Origin of the sequence: Streptomyces sp. NPDC086023, assembly GCF_044540325.1 — a bacterium.
Lineage (GTDB): Bacteria > Actinomycetota > Actinomycetes > Streptomycetales > Streptomycetaceae > Streptomyces.
Map to the genome: position 1 here is coordinate 9035 of NZ_JBITRX010000012.1, position 19876 is coordinate 28910.

Genomic DNA, 19876 nt, shown 5'->3' on the forward strand with positions numbered 1-19876 from the left:
AGCCTCCTAGTTCGGACCAATGATCGGGAATCCCGTCTTGTACAGCCCATTTGGACTCGGGATGATGGTAGCTGCCCGCGCTTGGACGATACTCCCATCCGGCATAATCACCTGCCCCAGTCCGTCCGGAATGCGCACCGACCTGGGCCCGGCTCCTTCGACATGGAGTCCCTTCAAGAACTCTGCCGCGGCATCATTGTCCAGCCACTGACCTTGCTGATTATTGGTGCTACGAGCGCGATCGGTCAGAGCCTTCGTGTTCTTCGCTCCGGCGCCATGAGTCTTGAATGTATGACCCCACGTTTTAACGCTGTTGGAGGCCCAGTTCACGCATCCATTGCTGTTGTGAACGAGCACCGGCGTCTCGCCCGCCAGCACATAGTACGTGTGGAGGTCGGCGACGGTGAGGTTGTAGGTGGTGGCGTGCTTCGAGAAGGGCTTGTTGCCGGTGACGATGACGGTGGTGCCGTCGTCGGTCAGAAGCGTCATTCCCGGCTTCAGGTCCTGGGCATTCATCCACGCGCGGGCGGACGGGGACCAGAAGGGGTGCTCGTAGGTGGCGGTGAGGGTCTCGATGCCGTTTTCGGTGGCGATGGACAGACGGTTGAAGTGCTTGTCGTCCGCGGTCTTGATGAGGCGGGTTACTTCACGTGCGCCGGTCTTGCCAGTCTCCGGGTCGGTTGCCAGGACCTGGTCACCGATTTCGACGTCCTCGATGTCCTTGGTGGAGCCATCGGCCATCAGGACGTCGGTGCCGGCGAGGAAGCACTGGGTGCAGCCTGAGCCGTAGTTCCTGTTGCTCGTCCAGCCGCTGCGTCCAGCTCCCTTGGCCGCACGAAGGCCGTAGACGCCTGTGCCGTTGCCGTCGGACCCACCCGCAATCACGCCGGATTCGGCGCCTGCGGCGAGCATCTTCGTCCAGGTGAAGACGTCGACGTCACCGCAACCGCCCGCGACTGCGCCGCACGCCACCATGACCGCGTACATCCGGGCGTGTGCGGAAGGTCCTTCGGGGCTCGTCCACTGGCAGGCGGCCGATCCGTAGGAGCGTCCGCAATTGCCCTGGATGTAGGAGTTGAACTTGTCGATGAACTGGGCTGCGTGGTCCCAGTTCAGCGGGATGGTGACCTCGGGGTAGACGATCACCGTTTCGTTGACGACGGTGAAGGTGTTGCCCTTGTCGGTGCTGGTGACGATTTCCTGTGAGCCGACCCCGCTCGTGCCGCGGGTGTCGTCCTGGCCGCCCTTGCCACCCTCGATCTCGTGCTCCTGCTTCGGGGGCTCCCAGTCGTCGGCCGGACGCTGCAGACCAGTCGGGTCGCTGAAGCTGACCGGGTTGTTCGTGGCATAGCTGTAGCCGTTGAGGGATTGGTGCTGGTCCAGAGTCAGGATCGGGTCGACGCTCAGGAACTGGCCCGCGTACGGGTCGTACTCCCGGGCGCCGATGTGGGTGAGCGCGGTGTTGGTGTCCGCTGACTTCCCGAGGAAACGCTTGTCGTCCGGCCACTCCCCGACGCCGTTGCCGCGCGGGGCGCCGAACGGGGTGATGTAGCGCTTGCTGGCGGTCTGCTCCTCGCCGCTGTCGATGCTCACGCTCGACGTGCCGTGGTGGTCGCCGCCGAGGAACGAGACCTTGGACGTGCCGGTCTCGGTGCTCCGGACGGCTACGCGCTGTCCACCGAGGGAGTAGTAGCGGTTGGCCCACTTCTTGGTGCCGTCGAGGTGGACCTCGGTGTTTCCGGCGTAGAGGACCGTTTCGCCCGTCGCGTTGCGGCGAATCAGGAGCTCGCCGTCGGCGTCGTAGAGGTAGTCGGTGACGTCGGTGCCCTCGGTGAGCTTGCTGAGCTTGCCCTCCGTGTTCCAGAGCAGTGACTGGCTGGTGGTGCTGGAGGGCGCACGGAGGCGCTTGGTGGTGTTGCCCGCGTCGTCGTAGGTGTACTGCGGGGTGATGCCGGTGCAACTGGTGCCGCTGGTGGTCGTCGCCTGGAGGGCGTGTGGCCGCGCGGGGTCGTAGCAGTAGGTGCGGGTCGAGGTGCTGGTGGAGGTGTGGGTGGTTTCGCTGGCCCGCTGGCCGGCGGTGTTGTAGGTGTAGCTCTTCCAGTAGGGGGCGGCGCCGTCGAGGTTGTCGGTGGTGCGTCCGGCGGCGGAGCAGTTGTTCGTCTTGGGGGTCCAGGCTTCGGTGAGGCGGCGCTGGCCGTCGTAGGCGAAGCACTGGTAGTCGGCTCCGCTGATGGAGCTGACCGGATCGGCTATGGACAGGACGTTGCCGGCCTGGTCGTACGTGTAGGTGAGGTCCTGCAGCGGACCGGAGTGGGTCTCGTCGCTGATCTTGGTGTTGATCAGGCGGCGGGTTCCGTCTTCGTAGGTGTTGCTGATCCTGGCCTTGGCGACGCCGACGGCTTCGGAGCGCGCGAGGTCCATGGACCAGGCCTCGCCGTACTCGGTGTAGGTCACGTTCTGGACGTAGCCGCTGGTGCCGCCGAGCTTGGTGGGCAGGTCGTAAGCGTTGTAGTTGGTGCCGACGATTTCGGAGGCCAGCCCCGCGGCCGCGGGCTCGAAGAGCTGCGAGACCGTGCCGTCGAGACGGTGGTTGACGCGGAACTCGGTCGTTGCCTGCACCGCTCCCGAGGTGACCAGTGGGTCGTCCGTCGGAAGCTTGAGCTGAGTGGTGGTGGGCCGGTTCAAGGAGTCGTAGGCGGTGACTTCCTTGGTGTACTTGTCGCCGGCTATGCCGCCTTCGTAGCGGATGGACGCGGTCGGCAGGCCCTTGAAGACGCTGTCGTAAGTCCAGGCGGCGAGCTTGTTGGTGTCCGTGCGGCTGCTCTTCCACATGCCGGTCTTGCGGCCGAGCTCGTCGTACGCGAAGAGGGTGGTGATGCCGCGGCCGTCTTCAACACTGGAGATCTGGTCCAGCGCGGTGTAGTAGGTGGTGGACGTGCCCTTGTCAGGGTCGGACGCGGTGCGCTGACGACCGTAGAGGTCGTAGGTGTACGACCACTTCGCGCCGTCAGGGCCGGTCATCGTGGCGGGGAGATTGTCGACCGTGTAGGTGTTCTTGACACTCGTGTAGGAGGTCCCGAGGGTGGCGCCGTAGGCCGCGTCATCGGGCTTCGTGCCGGCGTACGTACGGGTCTCGGCAGTGCGTCCGAGGGCGTCGGATATGACGCGGGTCGCGGTGCCTCCGTCCGGGGCGGTGGTGGCCACGGAGTCGCCGGTGTAGCTGGTGGTCGTGGTCCACTTCGTGACCCCCCCGACCTGGAACTCCGACGTGGTCGGTCGGCCAACCGCGTCATACGTGGTCAGCGTGCGGGCCGGAGTTTCGCTGATGCCCGCTCGCTTGTAGATGCCGCTGGCAGTGCTGTCCGCGTCGTAGATGCCGGAGCGGCTGTCGATCACCAGACCCCGGGAGTCGTAACGGGTGTCAGTGAGGATCCGCCCCGTGATCGCGGCCGGGGTCTGGGTCTGCAGAGGCCTCAGCATCGAGTCGACGATGGTGTAGCTGGTGCGGTAGCTCTCGCCGTCCGCACGGAGCGTCGACGTGCTGCTCCACGGGGCCGCAGCTCGATCAAACGAGTAGGCGTGCTTCACGTTGGCCGACTCGCCCGAATCACGGTCGCGATTGGGCAGCCAGGTCGCCGTCGTGCGGCCCAGCGCGTCATAGGTGGTGTCGCTGCGCTTGTTGTTGGCGTCGTAGATGCGAGTGACCTTGCCGAAGGCAGGGTCGTAGTACGAGACGGTTACGTGCTCCTGCCCGTTCGAGGCCAGCTTCGGGCTCGTGACGGACTGCGCGGTCAGCGGGCCCGCGCTTGCCGGGACGTACTTCGTCGTCGTCGTTTGTCCGGAGCCGTTCGTGACGGTCAGAGGTCGGCCGAGCGTGTCGTATGTAGTGGTGGCCGCCGTCTGCCACCCACCGCTCTCCACGGGGTTGCGGTCCTCGTCGCCGTTGACCGCGGGGTAGGACTTGGCCCGGCCGGTCCAGGTGGCGAGGCCCTTCGAGGGAACCTGCCCCGGCGCCCAGCCGGTCACGGTGGCATCGTCGTAGACGGTTGCCTTGTCCGCGATGACGTCCCCGCGGCTCGTGAAGCTGGTCGGCAGATCCAGCTTGTCATCGGTGATCGTCTTGCCGTCGGCGTCCGTGCAGGAGCCTGTCACCGTGCGGCTTCGGGAAGCCAGGTTGATCAGACCGATGGCGGTATTGCGGGCGTACCACGTGCGCGTGCACGTCTCGTCGCCGGACTTGTTCGAGTCGCCGGCGGAGTTGACCTGCTTGACCATGCCGTATCCGTCGTACTCGAAGTCCGTGTGCGTCCGGCGCCAGCTGTTGGAGGCGGTCAGGTACGTGTATTGGTACGAGCGCTGGGTGCGGACGTAGTAGGCCTTGATGTCGGCATACGACCTCTGCTGACTGATGGTCAGGTCGCTGTACGGATTGTCGATGGTTGAGGCCACGGGAGTCGACCCGTTGTAGGTGACCTGCTGGCGCAGGAAGCCGGCGTACTGGTCGTTGTCCACCCAGGAGGTGATCGAGATGGGGCCGCTGCCGTCGATGTCGATCGGCGTGACGGTGGCGCTGCGCCGCGGCGTGTTGGTCGTGGGGTCGGTGTTCTTGAGCCGGTCCCCGTTCATGCCCTGCATGAAGACCTGGACGGTCTTCGTGCGGTCCGTGTCCGTCGTGCCGGAGTAGGTGGTGACCCGCCCGTAGCCGCGCCAGATCGACCAGGTGCGCTCCTTCTCAGGAGTCATGGGGTCGTCGTTGTAGTGCCAGGCGGGGTTGGCGTACTCGTAGGTGTTGTGCGTCGTTGCGCTGTCGCCATGAGCGTCGGCGGTGGAGACGGCCAGGACGCGGTACTTGTGGAACCAGTCCAGCTCCGCGTCCCCACCATTGACGGGCCACCAGACGGGATAGCACGGGAGGGTGTTCTGATCCTCGGCCGGCTTGGCCATCGCGGCCGTGCACTCGTCCTCCGAGGAGAGGGCCACCGTGGTGACAGCTCCGGTCTCTGAGGTGATGGTCTGGATCCGGGGACGGTGCAGGGGCAGGATGTCGTCGTCTTCGGCGTCGACCCGGTTGGCCCGCATCTGGTACGTGAAGTCGATGGGCTTGAGCGGGATGTCGGTGCCGTGCTTCGCTGTGCGTTCGATCGACATCAGGGCCAGGCTCTTGTCGCTGGTGTCACCGATGTCCGCGCCGTCGAGGTACTTCTGGGTGAGGGCGTACGAGTCGACGGCGGTGTACGCGTCGGGCTCCGAGGACGTGGACCAGACGTACGTGTCGATGCTTGTGAGGCGCTTGCGGGTGAAGAACGACGGCCCGGTCGCCTCGCAGTCGGTGTCCGTCGACGAGCAGATGGCATGGAACGGAACGTCGGGCCAGTTGTCCGACGTGTCCTGGTTCAGTGACGTGCAGTCCGTGGCGAAGCAGCGCTCTGCATAGGTGAAGGCGACCTTGCCGGAGGCGACGCCGGTGAAGAGGGCGTCGGCCCGCTGGCCGTACTTGATCTCCTTCAGGTAGCCGCCGCGGGTGTAGCTGCCGAGGGCGGTCTTGTCGCCGTTCTTGGCGTAGTAGTTGCCCTCCTTGGTGTACCAGTACGTGGAGGCGTTGCCACGCAGGTCCTGGACCAGGTCGAGGTTCCAGCGCCAGGCCTGCTGGACCGAACGGCCGCTGAAAAAGGTCCCCTTCTTGTAACCCGGTTCGCCGGCGTCGTCGCCGTAGACGGGGACGGTCCACACCGAGTTGGTGCGATCCGTGTCCGGTGCACCGGGCAGCTTGTTCAAGCCGAACGTGTAGGAAGTACCGTCGCCGGTGACGACGCGCCAGTACTCGCCGTCCTTGTCATTCGGGTCCGTCAGCGGGTCACCGTCGTCGGTGCTGTCGGCGCCGGTCTCGCGGTACACCCGCGAGGCGTCGTCGTCCTTCATGCGCCAGGTCCGGCCTGTGGCGTCGGACTCGTCCTTGACGAGCTCGGTGGCCTTGCCGTTCAGGACCAGGGACGCGTTGTCGTACTTCCAGCAAAGGTCGTACTTCGTGTCGCCCTGGCCGTCGTCCTTGCACGAACCGTACTTGCGCTCGACGTAGGACATGGGCAGGTCAAAGCCCTCGCCGACCTGAGAGCCCTGGTTGTTCGTGTTCGCGGTACGGCCGTCCACGCTGCCGGAGTCGTAGGACAGCCGCACGGTGGGAACCGGCCCGGCAGCGGCTGGAGGGACACCGATCGGGTAGGACCAGGAGAAGGACCCGGAGGAGTTGCCAGCCTGCCAGGTCGAGGACGCCGACAGGGGGGTGGCGGTGCTCATGCCCGCTCCCTTGGCCGGCGCTGCCGCATCGGCAGTGACGGCGAAGACGGAAGCCTGAGGTGCCGAGCCGCCTACGGCTCGCGCCTCCGGCCCGATCGAGGGGCCGGCAAGGTTGACCCGGGCAGTGACGGTCCGCGTCTTCAGGCTGTTGCTGGACACGAGCTTCGTGGTCTTGCGGCACTCGGGCTTCTGCGGAGTGGTCAGAGCACAGGCGGGCAGCGAGACCAGCCCCAGCTGCGCGGACCAGTTGCCGCCGACGGCGGAGGCGAACGACGAGTAGTCGACGCTGACCTCGGCAGGGCCGGCCTGCTGGGGCGCGGCGGTGAACAGGACCCCGACGACGCCCGCCCTGCGTGCGGCCTGCTGGTCCAGGACTCTCACCGCCGTAGCGTCCAAGGACGCGGCGGCAGTCTTGGAGGCGCTCTTGCCCGCGGCCGCGGCCCTCACACGCACGATCTGCCGCAGTGCTGCCGACTGGTCGCCGATGGCCGGAGTGAAGGTGGTGGCGGCAGGCCATGTCGTGGCCTTGTCGCCCCTGGCGCGCGCTGCCATGGCCTCAGTGGCGGCCCGGGCATGGGCGAGCTGTTCTTGGACCGCTTTGGCTGCCTTGGGATCGGGAGCGTTCACCTTGGCATCCCGCGCCGTGTAGCGGGCGGCCGGCAGGGGGCTTCCTTCCGCTGCCGCTGCCAGGGGCACCAGTGGGCTGGGTACGGTCAAGGTGAGGGCCAAAGCCCCGATGAGTGGTATCTGGCGGCTGCGGACGCGAATCGCGCCTCGGGCCGCCCGTGTGGGCAACAAGAATCTGCGCACGGTTGGTCTCCGAAGATGGCAGACCGGGCCGCAGCCCGGTCTCGATGGATTGCAAGAGAACCGGCCACCCGTCCCCGGGCCCGCTCCTGACTTGGCGGGCCCGGGGACGGACGGCTCGGCTCAGGTGATTACGCGGGTACCGATCTGGTTGTCATCGAAGGCACCCACCCACAGGCGTGCTTCGCGGATCCGGCCGGGGAGGTAGCCGCCCCACTGGCCTCCGACGTAGCCCTTGCCGACGGCGAACGTGCCGTTGCCCGCCTGGGCGGTGAACTCCTGCCCGCGCTCGTGGATCCCGTCCCCGAGGTAGAGGGATATCTCGCCCTCTTGTGCGTCGAAGACACCGGTCACCTGAAGCTGGGAGGTCCCCTCGATCGTGTTGCTTGAGGCCGAGGTGTAGGACGTGGAGCCGAGACGGCCGAAGTGCCACTTGCCCTTGACGTCGACCGGCACCTCATTGAGGTCCGCATCCCTGCCCATGACCACACCGGTCTTCTCGTACCAGATGCTCCACGCGGAACCCGCGGACGTCCGCTGGCCCATGACATGCACCTTGGTGTTGACCGGCAGGGACATCAGCTTGTCGTGATCGAGCTCGACCCGGGCCGTGGCGGTGAACGAACCCGTGTCGTCCAGTGCGGGGGCCGGTAGGGTGCCTGCCCCACTGGTGCCGTTCAGGTTGAGGTACTCGCCGCTCAGGGCGGCGCCCGATGACAAGGCCAGGTCACGGTTGTAGCCCGAGGTGTCGCTCAGGGTGCTGCCCGTGGGTCCCTCCGGGTTCCAGTTGGCGACCAGCTCTGCGAAGGCCCCATCCGTATCCGGGTCACGCAGCTTGGCCTCGGCCTTGATCTCCTCCGGAGTGAGAAGGTCTTGCCAGACCGTTACCTCATCGATCAGACCGGGGAAGTAGTCCACCCAATTGCCCTGGTACTTGATTCTCCCGAACGACATCCCACCTCCGGCCCATACAGGGTGGAGTACCTCGGTCTCACCCTGCTTCTCGCCGTTGATGTAGAAGCGCAGCATGTTCGACGACGCGCTGTATGTGGCCATGATGTGGGTCCACACTCCCGCCACGGCGGGACGCTTGGCCATCACCACGTTGGTGCTGATGTCTGCGCCGGGCTCGTCCTTTGTGGGCAGACGGACCGACCACGTCGCGCCTGCGTGGTGGGAGATGGATACGCCGCTCATGTAGTCGCCGGCCTGGCCCAGCACGGAGAACGTCCTGTCCACCCGGTCCGGACGCACCCATACCGAGATGGAGTACGACGACTGAGTGCTGATGATCCGGTCCTGGGTCGCGGCGTACGCGCTGGTTCCGTCCAGCTTCAGGGCCCGGTCCTCGTAGTCGTACTTGGGGAGCCAGCCCCGTCGCCCATCGCTCGGGCGCGAGGCGCCACCGGCCAAGGTCGCGGCGTCATCAGGGTCCGACACCGCCTTTTCCGGATTCGTGGTCAGCGGATCGGTATCGAGCGCAGGGCCGGAGGTCTCGCCGAAGTTCCAGTGACCCACCGGTGCGGCACGACGAGCCACGTTGAACGAGACATCCGCCTGAGCCCCCCACGCCAGGCCGTCGAAAGCCTGCACGTACAGCGTCACGAGGCCAGAGGTATTGGGCACCACCCGCACCTCGGGCGCGGCGCCGTTGATCGGGTCGGACCAGTCGCTCTTCGTGTCAGTGTTGAGGCGGTACCGGTATGCGGTGTTCACGTCTCCCGAGGCAGGCTTGAACTTGAAGTCACCGCCACGACCCGGGCCACCGTGCGGGGCGCACTCGTCGCCTTCCTTGGTCGGGTCCTGTTCCAGGCACTCGGTGTAGGTCGAGACGAACTCGACCACCGGGGGCTTCGGCTTGAGGGTGTCCACCTGGAAGTAGCAGCCAGGGGTGATGGGGCCGCCCCAGTAACGGGACGAGGTGGCATCTGTGTAGGACCGCACCCAGGCGCGGTACCGGTACAGCGGGCCATTGAGCAGAGTGTCCAGAGAGTCGTGCGTGACAGGTTTGCCGTCTGTGGCATAGGCGGGTGCTTGGGGCCAGTTCCGGTCTCCGGTATCCCCGACACGCGTCCAGCTACCGTCACCGTTCTGCTTCTCCACCAGCATCACGACACGCAGGTACGCTGACGTCTCGCCTCCAGGCGCAGTCTGCGCCAGGGCTGTGAAGGTCGGCTTGGTCTCCGAGATGACCATGGGCTTGCCGGGGTCCTTCGCGCAGTCCCCGCCCGATCCACCCTCGCGGACTGCGACTCCGGTGGGCAGCCCGGGGCGGCCGGTGTACTTCACACTCAGGACGGCGTCATTACGGAACCGCTTCCAGGCGCTGGTGTCCGTCTCGTCCTCCGCGCGAAGCTCCAGCGTGAGCCGGTCGAACTTGCCGTCGGCGAAGTCCTGCACGGTAGGAGTGAGGTTCTCGTCCGGCTCGTCCGGGTTGTCGTTGAACTCGATCGGCGCCGCAGGTGAGTTGGGGTCACAAGCGGAGCCGCGGCCTGCCGAGACCCATCGGTCGCCCAGTAGGTCCTTGTACGCAGGCTTGGTCGACCACGTGGTCGACTTCGTGATCTCCGATGCGGTGCGCACCAGCCACACGTTGCGAGGCTCGCACTGGAAGGCCCACGGCTCCGTGATGCGGAAGGTAGCGTCCAGAGCGATCTTCCCGCGCAGGAACGCGGGTGTGAACTCGAAGTACAAGCGCTGCACGTATCCGGGACCACACGGCTCCCCGTTCCACGAACCGCACTTGCCGACACCCTTGCCCAGGTTGTCGTCGCCGTTGCCCCAGCCGTAGTTCTCGTAGCCGTCGCTCCGCAGCAGCAACCGCTCTACTTCGTTCGACTCCTCGAAGTTCGGATCGATGTAGATCGGGAACGCTGACGGCTCCGTGGTGGCAAGCATGTCGGCGTCGGGGACGACGGTGACCGAGTCGTGGTCTACGTCGACGGGCACGTCGGCTTTGGCGTCATCCTGGTCCGGGCCGTCGAGCGAGGACTCCGCCATGCCGGATGTCTCCGTCGGGGAGTCCTCAGCGGCTGAGCTCACCGCGGACACGGTGGTGAAGGCGGCGGTCTTGACGCGGCTCTGGGTCTCGGCCACCGCCGTGTCGCCAGTGCTCGCGTCCCCGCTCGAGTCCCACATCAGGGCTGGTGGCGCAGCGAAGACGGCCTTCCCGTCGCTGTCAGTAGCGGTGATGCCCCCTTCCTTGGAGCCAGCAACTGCCAGCCCGTCGGACTTCAGGGAGAACTCGATGCGCTTCAGGGCCGGATTCGCGGCAGCCTGTGGCGTCTTGACCACCAGCACCTCGCGGTAGCCCTCGACGGTGGCGGTCATCCGCAGGTCGACGCCAGGAAGAACCTCCTGGTACGTAGCGTTCGGGCCGTCAAGGGTGGGCTTGGGAAGGTTCCCGGGCCAGCCCAGGGCCAGTGTGCGCTCGCCCTCTGCCAGTTCAACCAGGTCCGTTCCGGCACCGCCGTTGGAGAAGCTCACGTCCACCACGGCAGCCTTGGGGCCAATGGTCCCGTCCGGGCGCACTTCAAGTGTCGCGTCAGGGGCCATCCAACCACCCGCATCCGTCTTGACCCGGACCGGGACTGCCGACTGGTCTAGCTGAAAGGATTCTCCGTCAGGGTTGGCGTACGTGGTGGTGAACTCACTCCGTTCGCCCACCACCTCAACCGGCTTTCCGGTCTCCGTCGCCTGCACCAGGGCCCGCTCGGCCTCGGACTGCGCCTCCGGGACGGTGTCGGCGGCGGTCGCGCCGATCGCAGGCGCCATGCCCGCCACCAGCGTCACGCCGAGGGCCGCACTCAGGACGAGGCTTAGTCTTCTATGGCGTTTTTCGGCCACTATCCCCCCAAAAATATCAAGAGGGCTCCCCCGAACCCTCAGTGTGCAACCTGCAATTCACGACAGGTCTGAGTTGTAAATGTAGGTCCCACGTATGACACTCGGCCCGCCGCCCCTGGTTCGAGCCGGCAGCGTGTCATCGAGGATGAGCAAACTGGCCCGATCGTCCGAATTGACCGTCCTTCCATTATTGGTGCGCCTTAAGGGGATTCGGGAGATAGGGACTGTTGGATTGTTTATGGCGATCTGCGCCCCGGATAGCCAGAACTGCCGCCGATCTGCGACGATCCACCGTTCGTCGCCCATGAGGTGCGGGCCGGGAGAAGGCCCGAACAGGCGTGGCCGCCAAGGCGAACGGGATTCCGGCTGAGCGTGTGACATGAGCCCATTCAAGGGGGGTGAGCTCTTGTTGGAAGGCGTGTGATTTCATCTCCACTCCACATATGACCTTGAAAGGCGTGGGGGGATTCGCGTGAGTGTGCGTAGGGTTGGAGCGGTTGGTCTGTGTTCCATGGCGCTTTTTGCGGCGGCGTGCCCGTCTTCGGCCGTCGCCAGTGTGACGTCGGCTTCCAGCGCCTTGAAGGGTGCCGGGGTCGATTCCGCCGACTTCAACGGTGACGGCTTCTCCGACCTCGCCATCTCCGCGACGTACGCGGTGATCAACGGCTCGGAGCGCGCGGGTGCCATCGGCGTCCTGTACGGCTCCGCTGCCGGCATGGGGAAGCAGAACTCGGCCCTGATCACCGAGGCCAGCCCCGGGGTGCCCGGCACACCGGGTTACGGCCACGACTGGGGGGCGATCCAGGGCCACGGCGATCTGGACGGTGACGGCTTCGACGATCTGCTCGTGAGCGGGCGCAGGCTGGCCGAGAAGTACCAGTACCTGGTGCTGTGGGGCGGCAAGGCGGGCCTGTCCGGCGGCACGCTGGTGCCGGCCGGCGTGCCATCCACGACCGTCTCCCGTCTCACCCCCGAGCGGGCCTCGGTGGCGGACGTGAACGGCGACGGCATCGCCGACATCGCCGGCAAGGGCTACCTCGGAATCGGCGCCCAGACCGGGACCGGACTGAGGACCATGCTCGGACCGTTCAGCCGAACCACCGGGAAGCCCACCACGACCAAATACCGCGCCACCGGTGTACTGGACCGCCTCCTGGCGGTCCATCCGGCCGTCGGTGACATCACCGATGACGGCCGCGCCGACGTCGTGACGCAGGTTGCCGACGCCAACTACAGGATCACGAACATCGTCTACAAGGGCACGTCCACCGGAGCGTTCGTCAAGGCCAACTCTCTGTCGCCCGACTGGGGCAAGCCCGGCTACTGGAAGAACGCCGCCTTCGGGGACATCAACGGCGACGGTTACCGGGACTTCGTCGCAGGGAGCATCCCTGGTTCGGGCGACAATCTGATCGGGCGCATCCACGTCGCCTACGGCGGGCCGGAAGGCTTCAGCACCACCATCCCGGCCAGGACCTACCGCCAGTCCACGGCCGGTGTCCCCGGCACGAACGACCGCGCCGACGAATGGGGAGTGGCGGTGGCCATGGGTGACACCGACGGCGACGGTTACGCCGACATCGTCATCGGCGCCCCCCGCGAGGCCGCGGCCGACGGGACCCGCTGGACCGGCGCCGTGACCGTCCTGCGCGGCAGCGCCGGCGGCGTCACGACCACCGGCGCGAAGCTGATCACGCAGAACACCTCCGGTGTCCCCACCGCCAGCGAGGAGTTCGACCTGTTCGGCACCGCCGTCAGCGCCATCGACAGCGACAACGACGGGCACAGCGAGGTCTACGTCGGCGGTCCGGGCCAGGACAAGTTCGGCGGCCGGGTCTGGAAGCTTCCCTCGGGATCTTCCGGCGTCACCGGCACTGGTGCGACGTCGTTCAGGCCGACCGACTTCGCCGGCTTCGGCAGCCCCATCGGCGAAACGAAGTTCGGGGCTGTCCTCACACGGTGACGGCATCCTGCCTGTCGGCCCCACCTGCTGCGTGTGCGGGTGGGGCTGAGGGGAACGTGCCGCAGGCCGGATGATGGCCGCGACTCGCAGGATCGGACGCATGGGCTGCGGCGGGCACTCCGCCATCAGAGTGACCCACAAGGTGTTCGGAGCGGTGTACCGCCAAGATGAGCGCAACCGCCTCGGTGACCTGCATTGATACGCAGTACGTTCCGCAGGGGCCGGGGTGGCGTTTCGCGTCGCTCCCATCGCAGGGCTCTGACCTGCACTTCTGGGGTTATCTCCAAGCCCTACGAAGGCGGAAGGCGTGGTGGCAGCCCGTGAGGGTGTGGCCACCGCGGTCAGTGTAGCGGGTGGCGCATGATCCGCAGGCGGCAATACGCGCGTGCTGGGTCGGGGCGTGGGAGGGGCGGTGATTCCGCGGGATGGCGGGGATGGTGCTAGCTTCATTGGCATCATGCTGCTGAAGTTGGACGCGAGTGACAGTCGGCCGCTGCACGAGCAGGTCGCCGGGGCGATTCGGCGGGCCGTTGCCGAAGGGGAGTGCGCGCCGGGCGACCGGCTGCCGCCCGCGCGCGATCTGTCGCGGGCGCTCGGTGTGAACGCGAACACCGTGCTCCGCGGCCTGCGCGCCCTGCGCGACGAGGGCGTGCTGGAGTTCCGGCGCGGTCGGGGGATCAGTGTGGCCGAGGCCGCCGATCAGCGGGCGCAGCTCGTGGAGCGGGTCCGTGAGTTGGTGGCCGACGCGGCGCGGGCCGGGTACGGGAGGGACGACGTGGTCGAGATGATCAGGGGGCTTTCGTGATCGTGCGTACGGGGGCGAAGGGTGCCCGGTGGGCTGTGGTGACCTGGGTGGCCGGGGTGGCGGTCTTCCTGGCGGCGCTGCCCGTTGTCGCGCGGGGGAGGCTGCCCGGGCGGCTCGCCACCCACTGGGGGACGGGTGGGCCGGACGGCTCGATGCCCTTGTGGGCGGCGGCTGCCTTCCCGGTGCTGGTCTGGGGCGTCCTGGCTTTCGTGGCGGCTCTGGCCGGACGGCGGGCAGGCGAGTCGGCCGGGGCGTGGGGCGGTGTCGCGTTGGTGTCAGGAGGGGTGCTCCTGGCCGGTGTCCAGGCGTTCGTCGTACGGGCCAACCTGGACCGGACGGACTGGCGGGACGTGGGTTCGGTCGGGTCGGGCGTTGCGATCACGGCGGTCGCCGCCGTGGTGGCGGGCGCGCTCGGGTGGCTGGTCGGCCGTCGCGCGTCCTTTCCCGCCCAGCCGGCGCAGCCCGCCGCGGGCGACGTCATGGAGATCCCCGGCGGGGAGCGGCGCGTCTGGCTCTCCCGTACGTCCAACCCCTGGCTCCACCTCGTCGCGGCGGTCACCGGCCTGGTTGCCGCGGCTGCCGCCGTGGCGGCCGCGGGTGGGCTGGTCGGTGTGCAGTGGGGCCTGATCGCCCCCTTCGCGATCGCCTCGCTCTGCGTGCTCGCGTGTTCCTCGGTGCAGGCGTGCGTGACGGAAGCCGGGCTGGAGGTGTCGTTCGGCCCGCTCGGGTGGCCGGTGCGTCGCTGGGCGGCCCGCGACATCGTCTCGGCGCGCTCCGAGACGCGTTCCCCGGCGCAGGTCGGGGGCTGGGGCTACCGCCTGAGCGGACTCGGCACCACCGTCATGCTCCGGTCCGGCGAGTGCCTGGTCGTCCGGCCGCGCAAGGGGGCCGAGTTCGCCGTGAGCGTCGACGACGCGGGGCGCGGCGCCGCGCTGATCAACGCCCTCTCCGCGGGCGGCCGCGTGGACACGTGAAGGGGGTTCGGGAGGGGCGGAGGCGGGGGAGCGCGGGCTGCCGTGGGTCGCTCGTGTGCGACCTTCCGCGCTTGCGGGGTGCGCCCTCCCGCACTCGCCCGTTCGGCGGTCGGTTCGCCGGTCCGTTCGAATGCCGCATAGGGGGCGAAAGGCTGACAAGCCATAACCCTCCCGGTCCGCCGGCCGTTTCACCTGGCGACCGCGGGTAGCCGCGATTTCGTCCGGAAGGCAGGGACCGATGAGACGGGCCAATCGGAACAGCGTGATCACCATCGCGGCCGCGTCAGGCGTGATGGCCTTGGCGGGGCCGGTCAGTGCCGACTCCCACGCGGACGGCTCGGCGGCCGGTTCGGCCGGGCTCGTCTCCGGCAACGGCATCCAGCTGCCGGTGCAGCTCCCCGTGCAGGTGTGCGGGAACACCGTGAACGTGGCGGGCCTGCTGAACCCGGCCGCCGGCAACACGTGCGCGCACAAGGGCGGGGGCGCCAAGGACCGTACGCCGGCGCGGGATTCCAGTACGTCCGGCAGCGTGAAGGATTCGCCGGGCGTCCTGACCGGGAACCTCGTCCAGCTCCCGGTGAAGGTGCCGGTCAACGCCAGCGGCAATTCCGTGAACCTGGTGGGCGTCGGCAACCCCGTCTTCGGCAACGGTGCGGAGAACGGCCCCGCGGAGCCCGTCGAGCCGGTCCGGCCGGAGCAGCCCGTCGAGCCGGTGAAGCAGCCGCCCGTCAAGGAGCCGACGACGCGCGTGGTGCCGCCGGCGCCCGTCCGGCCGCAGGAGCCGACCGCCCCCCGGCCTCTCCCGGAGCCGCTCCCCGCCGAGGTCCCGGTACGTACGACCGGCGAGCTGGCCCGTACCGGCGTGGAGGAGGGCAGCCTCGGCGTCGCGGGCCTGAGCCTGATGTCCGTGCTCGGGGGCGGCGCGCTGTACGCGGGGATGCGCGGGCGGACGCGCCGCGGCGCGGCGTCGCCCCAGCAGGGCGCCTGAGCCGCAACGCGCTAATGCGCTAACGCGCTAATGCGCCAATGCGCTTACGCGCCCACCCTCACCCCCGGTGCAGGCGGGCGGCCGCGACCGTGCCGCCGCCCGCCCAGCCGTACGCTCTCTGCCGCACAGCCCTCCGCCGCACACCCCGGCCCCACGCCACGGCCGTGTCCCCGCGCCACGGCCGCGTCCCCTCCCTACGGCCGCGTCACCCGCACCTGGTACGCCCCGGTGCGGAGCTGGCCCACCACCGAGATCGAGATGCCGGCCTCGTCGTCCGTGAAGGTCTCGCCCGGGGAGAAGGGGGCGTCCGACAGCTCCGCATGGACGTTCGGGCGGCGCGTGCAGCCCCCGCTGTCGCGGGTGCTGTCCGAGACCGTCACCGGCCCGCGCCCGGTGTCCACGTCCGAGTCCACCTTGTAGATCAGTACGCCGGGCTTGCAGACCGCCTCGTCGTTCCCGGCCCGCGTCCGCACCTCCACCGCGTACCCCGCCGACTCCGACGTCGGCACGAAGGCCAGCTTCGTGCCGCCCGCCACCGCCAGCGGCGACAGGACGTGGTCGCTCGTCCCCGCCTTGGAGGCGCAGCTGATCTGTGACGCGTCCAGCCAGCCCAGCTTCCACTTGTGCCAGCCCAGCAGGTCGTTGTTGGCGCCCCAGTCCTCGGACATGATGTCCCAGTGCCCGACGGCCCCGCCGCCGTCCGCGGTGTAGAGGTCGGGCAGCCCGAAGACGTGGCCGTTCTCGTGCGGCAGCACCCGGTAGCCGGTCTCGCGGTACGAGCCCGAGCCGTCGTCCTGGCGGCTGTAGACGAACGAGGTGTTCGCGAGCGGCACCCCGTCCGCCACCGGCGCGTCCGTGTTCCCCGAGAAGGTCACCGACAGCACGGTGTCCAGCGCCGACGGCCCCGCGTTCGGCGTGACCAGGATGTTGACCAGGTCGTACCTGCTGAAGTCCACCTCGTCGTCCGCTGCCGCCACGATGTGCTGGACCAGCTGCCGGTACCCCGGCTCGTACGGGGCGCCGCGCTCGATCCCGTACGCGGCGAACGGCATCGGCATCCGAAGCCACTGCCGTATCGGCGCCTCGGGCCGGTAGCTGAGCCGCCCGTACGAGCTGGTCCGGAACCAGTCCGAGGTCTGCGGGAAGAACTCGGCGAGCCGGTCCGCCGCGGTCCCCTCGCCCTTGGCGTCGGGGAAGTCGACCATCAGGTTCAGCGCCCGCACCTCGCCCGTGGAGCGCGAGTACCCCGGTGGCGTGGGCAGCCCTTCGGACATCTGGACGCCCATCGAGCCGGAGATCCGGCAGGGCGCGAGGGTCGCCGTCTCGTTCGCGGCGGCCACGGGGCCCGGGGACGAGTGGCCGTGGTGGGAGATGCCGGTGCTCGCGGTTGCGGTGACTCCGAGCGCCAGTGCGGTGAGGCCGATGTACGCACTGGTGCGGCGGTGTCTGCATATGCGGTGCCGGATCTGCGCCATGCCGCCGCCCTCGTGCCTCGTCGGCCGCCCGGCCCGTCCCGGATGGCGCCTGTGCGATCACCCTCTGCCGCCGCTCGCGAGCCCGCTCGCCGGAGTCGTCCGAACGTGGGGTGTGATGTGACTCAGGTCACACGGGCGAGTGAAATAAGCGGGGACTCCCTCCCCGTTTGCATGACTGTCCCCGAAGCGGGGAGTCGTTCCCCGGTTTGTTCGTCGCGGGTGCGGCACGGGGGAAGGGCCTGATCAGCGAGGAGGACGCCGTGCAGGCGCCAGTCATGGACATCGGCAGTACGGGCCAGGCGGGCCCGCCCCACCGCGTACCCCGCCCCCGTGCCGACGCCCTGCGCAACCGCGAGCGCATCCTGGTCGCAGCCCGTGAGGTCTTCGTGGAGCACGGGTCCGACGCCCCGCTGGACGAGATCGCCCGCCGGGCCGGCGTCGGGAACGCCACGCTCTACCGCCACTTCCCCGACCGGAAGCTCCTCGTCCACCACGTCGTCCTGTACGTCATGGACCGGGTCGCCGACCAGGTCGAGACCGCCCGCGCCGAGGAGCCCGACGCCTTCGCCGCGCTCCGCCGCTTCGTCCACTCGGCCGCCGACGAGCGGATCGGTGCCCTGTGCCCGATGCTCTCCGACGGCTTCGACCGCGAGCACCCCGAGCTCCTGGCCGCGCGCGACCGCCTGGAGGGCGCGGTCGAGCGGGTGATGGCCGAGGGCAGGGACGCCGGACTGCTGCGCACGGACGTGGCCGTCGGCGACCTGATGGTGGCCCTTTCCCAGCTCAGCCGCCCGCTGCCGGGCAGCGGCTGTCTGTCGTTCGACCGCTACGTCCACCGCCACCTGCAGATCTTCCTCGACGGGCTGCGCGCGCCGGCCCGCTCCGAACTCCCGGGCATGGCGGCCACGCTCGACGACCTGAGGCGCTCCGACACGACCCGAGACGCCCGAGGCGGGTCCGTATGACGCCGACCTCCTAGCGGCTGGTCACCGGTCCGACCTCCACCGAGCCTGAATCTTCAACTCGCCCTTTTTCTCGGGTTCTTCCCGATCCGCATCACGAAGTGGGTACCCCCATGTCCAAAACAGCCCCCTCCCCGGCCCCCGGCGGCCTGCCGCAGGCCGACCCCAGCCGCTGGAAAGCGCTCGTGTTCATCGCGCTCGCCCAGCTGATGGTCGTGCTCGACGCGACGATCGTGAACATCGCGCTCCCCTCCGCCCAGCAGGACCTCGGCATCTCCGACGCCAACCGGCAGTGGGTCATCACCGCTTACGCCCTGGCCTTCGGCGGCCTGCTGCTGTTCGGCGGCCGCATCTCCGACCTGTGGGGCCGCAAGCGCACCTTCGTCACCGGCCTGATCGGCTTCGCCGCGGCCTCCGCCCTCGGCGGCGCGGCCACCGGCGAGGCCATGATGCTCGGCGCCCGCGCGCTCCAGGGCGCCTTCGGCGCGCTGCTCGCGCCCGCCGCGCTCTCCCTCCTCGCGGTGATGTTCACCGACGGCAAGGAGCGCGCCAAGGCGTTCGGCATCTACGGCGCGATCGCCGGCGGCGGCGGCGCCGTGGGCCTGATCCTCGGCGGCTTCCTCACCGAGTACCTCAACTGGCGCTGGACCTTCTTCGTCAACATCCCCTTCGCGGTCGTGGCCGCCGTCGGCGCGTACTTCGTGATCCACGAGCCCAAGGGCGGCCGCAACCGCGCGTCGCTCGACATCCCGGGCGTGGTCCTTTCGACCCTCGGCCTGGTCTCCCTGGTGTACGGCTTCACCCGCGCCGAGTCCGCGGGCTGGACGGACGGCCTGACGCTGGGCCTGTTCGTGGCCTCCGCCGTCCTGCTGGCCGCGTTCGTCTTCACCGAGGCCAAGGTCCGCTCGCCGCTGCTGCCGCTGCGCGTCCTGACCGAGCGCAACCGCGGTGGCGTGTACCTCTCCCTCGGCCTTGCCGTCATCGCGATGTTCGGGCTCTTCCTCTTCCTGACGTACTACCTCCAGGTCGTGAAGGGCTACTCCCCGGTCAAGACCGGCTTCGCCTTCCTCCCGATGATCGCGGGCATGATCACGGGCTCCACGCAGATCGGCGCGCGTCTGATGACCCGGGTCGCCCCGCGCCTGCTGATGGGGCCGGGCTTCCTGACCGCCGCCGTGGGCATGCTGCTGCTGACCCAGCTTGAGGTCGGCTCCTCCTACCCCGCGCTGATCCTGCCGGCGCAGCTGCTGCTGGGCCTCGGCATGGGCATGGCCTTCATGCCGGCGATGTCGCTGGCCACGCACGGGGTCGCCCCGGTCGACGCCGGTGTCGCGTCCGCGATGGTCAACACCTCGCAGCAGGTCGGCGGCGCGATCGGCACGGCGCTGCTGAACACCATTGCCGCCTCTGCGACCACCGGGTACCTGGTCTCGCACGCCGCCGAGGCGGCGGGCGGCAAGCAGGCCGCCCTGGCGCTCCAGGCCGAGGCCATGGTGCACGGCTACTCCAGCGCCATCTGGTGGGCCGTGGGCATCCTCGTGGCTTCCGCGGCGATCGCCTTCACGATGATCAACACGGGTCGGCCGGGTGCCGCCGGCGCGGTGGCGGGTTCGGGTGCGGCCGAGGGCTCCGAGCCGCAGGTGCCGGTGATCGCCCACTGACCGGGCGGCGTCGACGTGACTGAAGCCCTCCGGGCACGGGTACCCCTTGACCCGTCCGCCCCGGCCACACCTGACGGTGGCCGGGGCGGACGGCTGTCCGG

General features: G+C 68.7%; 9 protein-coding genes. 6 read left to right on the top strand and 3 right to left on the bottom strand.

Features of this window, described 5'->3' with window-relative positions; all coding sequences use genetic code 11:
* Positions 1-6 precede the first annotated feature (6 nt).
* Together ACIF6F_RS23315 and ACIF6F_RS23320 are read right to left on the bottom strand one after the other, a co-directional pair.
* Positions 7-6846: a polymorphic toxin-type HINT domain-containing protein gene (locus ACIF6F_RS23315; protein WP_399949586.1), complete on the bottom strand. Its 6840-nt coding sequence runs from the start codon at positions 6844-6846 to the stop codon at positions 7-9.
* A gap of 378 nt (positions 6847-7224) precedes the next feature.
* On the bottom strand, positions 7225-10947 hold the full coding sequence (locus ACIF6F_RS23320; protein ID WP_399949588.1) for a LamG domain-containing protein: 3723 nt from the start codon (positions 10945-10947) through the stop codon (positions 7225-7227).
* A 556-nt stretch (positions 10948-11503) separates the two neighbouring features.
* Here ACIF6F_RS23320 and ACIF6F_RS23325 point away from each other — a divergent pair.
* The 4 genes from ACIF6F_RS23325 (at position 11504) to ACIF6F_RS23340 (ending at position 15677) form a co-directional block, all read left to right on the top strand.
* Positions 11504-12910 (top strand): FG-GAP and VCBS repeat-containing protein, encoded by a 1407-nt coding sequence (locus ACIF6F_RS23325; protein ID WP_399949590.1) that lies wholly within the window; start codon positions 11504-11506, stop codon positions 12908-12910.
* A 457-nt stretch (positions 12911-13367) separates the two neighbouring features.
* Complete coding sequence (locus ACIF6F_RS23330) at positions 13368-13715, top strand: GntR family transcriptional regulator (protein ID WP_399949592.1); 348 nt, start codon at positions 13368-13370, stop codon at positions 13713-13715.
* On the top strand, positions 13712-14689 hold the full coding sequence (locus ACIF6F_RS23335; RefSeq protein WP_399949594.1) for a DUF1648 domain-containing protein: 978 nt from the start codon (positions 13712-13714) through the stop codon (positions 14687-14689). Before ACIF6F_RS23330 ends, ACIF6F_RS23335 begins: the two co-directional genes overlap by 4 nt.
* Positions 14690-14927: 238 nt before the next feature.
* The gene (locus tag ACIF6F_RS23340; RefSeq protein WP_399949596.1) at positions 14928-15677 is read left to right on the top strand and encodes a chaplin family protein; all 750 of its coding nucleotides are present in this window, start codon (positions 14928-14930) and stop codon (positions 15675-15677) included.
* A gap of 194 nt (positions 15678-15871) precedes the next feature.
* On the opposite strand, the gene ACIF6F_RS23345 is transcribed toward ACIF6F_RS23340, so the two are convergent.
* A complete protein-coding gene (locus ACIF6F_RS23345) occupies positions 15872-17152 on the bottom strand; it encodes a M6 family metalloprotease domain-containing protein (RefSeq protein ID WP_399949598.1) in 1281 nt (426 codons plus the stop codon).
* 275 nt (positions 17153-17427) lie between these two features.
* On the opposite strand from ACIF6F_RS23345, the gene ACIF6F_RS23350 reads away from it, so the two are divergent.
* Both ACIF6F_RS23350 and ACIF6F_RS23355 read left to right on the top strand, forming a co-directional pair.
* A complete protein-coding gene (locus tag ACIF6F_RS23350; protein WP_399950172.1) occupies positions 17428-18117 on the top strand; it encodes a TetR/AcrR family transcriptional regulator in 690 nt (229 codons plus the stop codon).
* A 110-nt stretch (positions 18118-18227) separates the two neighbouring features.
* On the top strand, positions 18228-19775 hold the full coding sequence (locus ACIF6F_RS23355) for an MFS transporter (protein ID WP_399949600.1): 1548 nt from the start codon (positions 18228-18230) through the stop codon (positions 19773-19775).
* The last annotated feature ends 101 nt before the right edge of the window (positions 19776-19876 follow it).

Coding starts and splice junctions, on each gene's coding strand:
- ACIF6F_RS23315 (WP_399949586.1), bottom strand. CDS start 6,846: ATGGCAGCGCGCGCCAGGGGCGACAAGGCCACGACATGGCCTGCCGCC.
- ACIF6F_RS23330 (WP_399949592.1), top strand. CDS start 13,368: ATGCTGCTGAAGTTGGACGCGAGTGACAGTCGGCCGCTGCACGAGCAG.
- ACIF6F_RS23340 (WP_399949596.1), top strand. CDS start 14,928: ATGAGACGGGCCAATCGGAACAGCGTGATCACCATCGCGGCCGCGTCA.
- ACIF6F_RS23345 (WP_399949598.1), bottom strand. CDS start 17,152: ATGGCGCAGATCCGGCACCGCATATGCAGACACCGCCGCACCAGTGCG.
- ACIF6F_RS23350 (WP_399950172.1), top strand. CDS start 17,428: ATGGACATCGGCAGTACGGGCCAGGCGGGCCCGCCCCACCGCGTACCC.
- ACIF6F_RS23355 (WP_399949600.1), top strand. CDS start 18,228: ATGTCCAAAACAGCCCCCTCCCCGGCCCCCGGCGGCCTGCCGCAGGCC.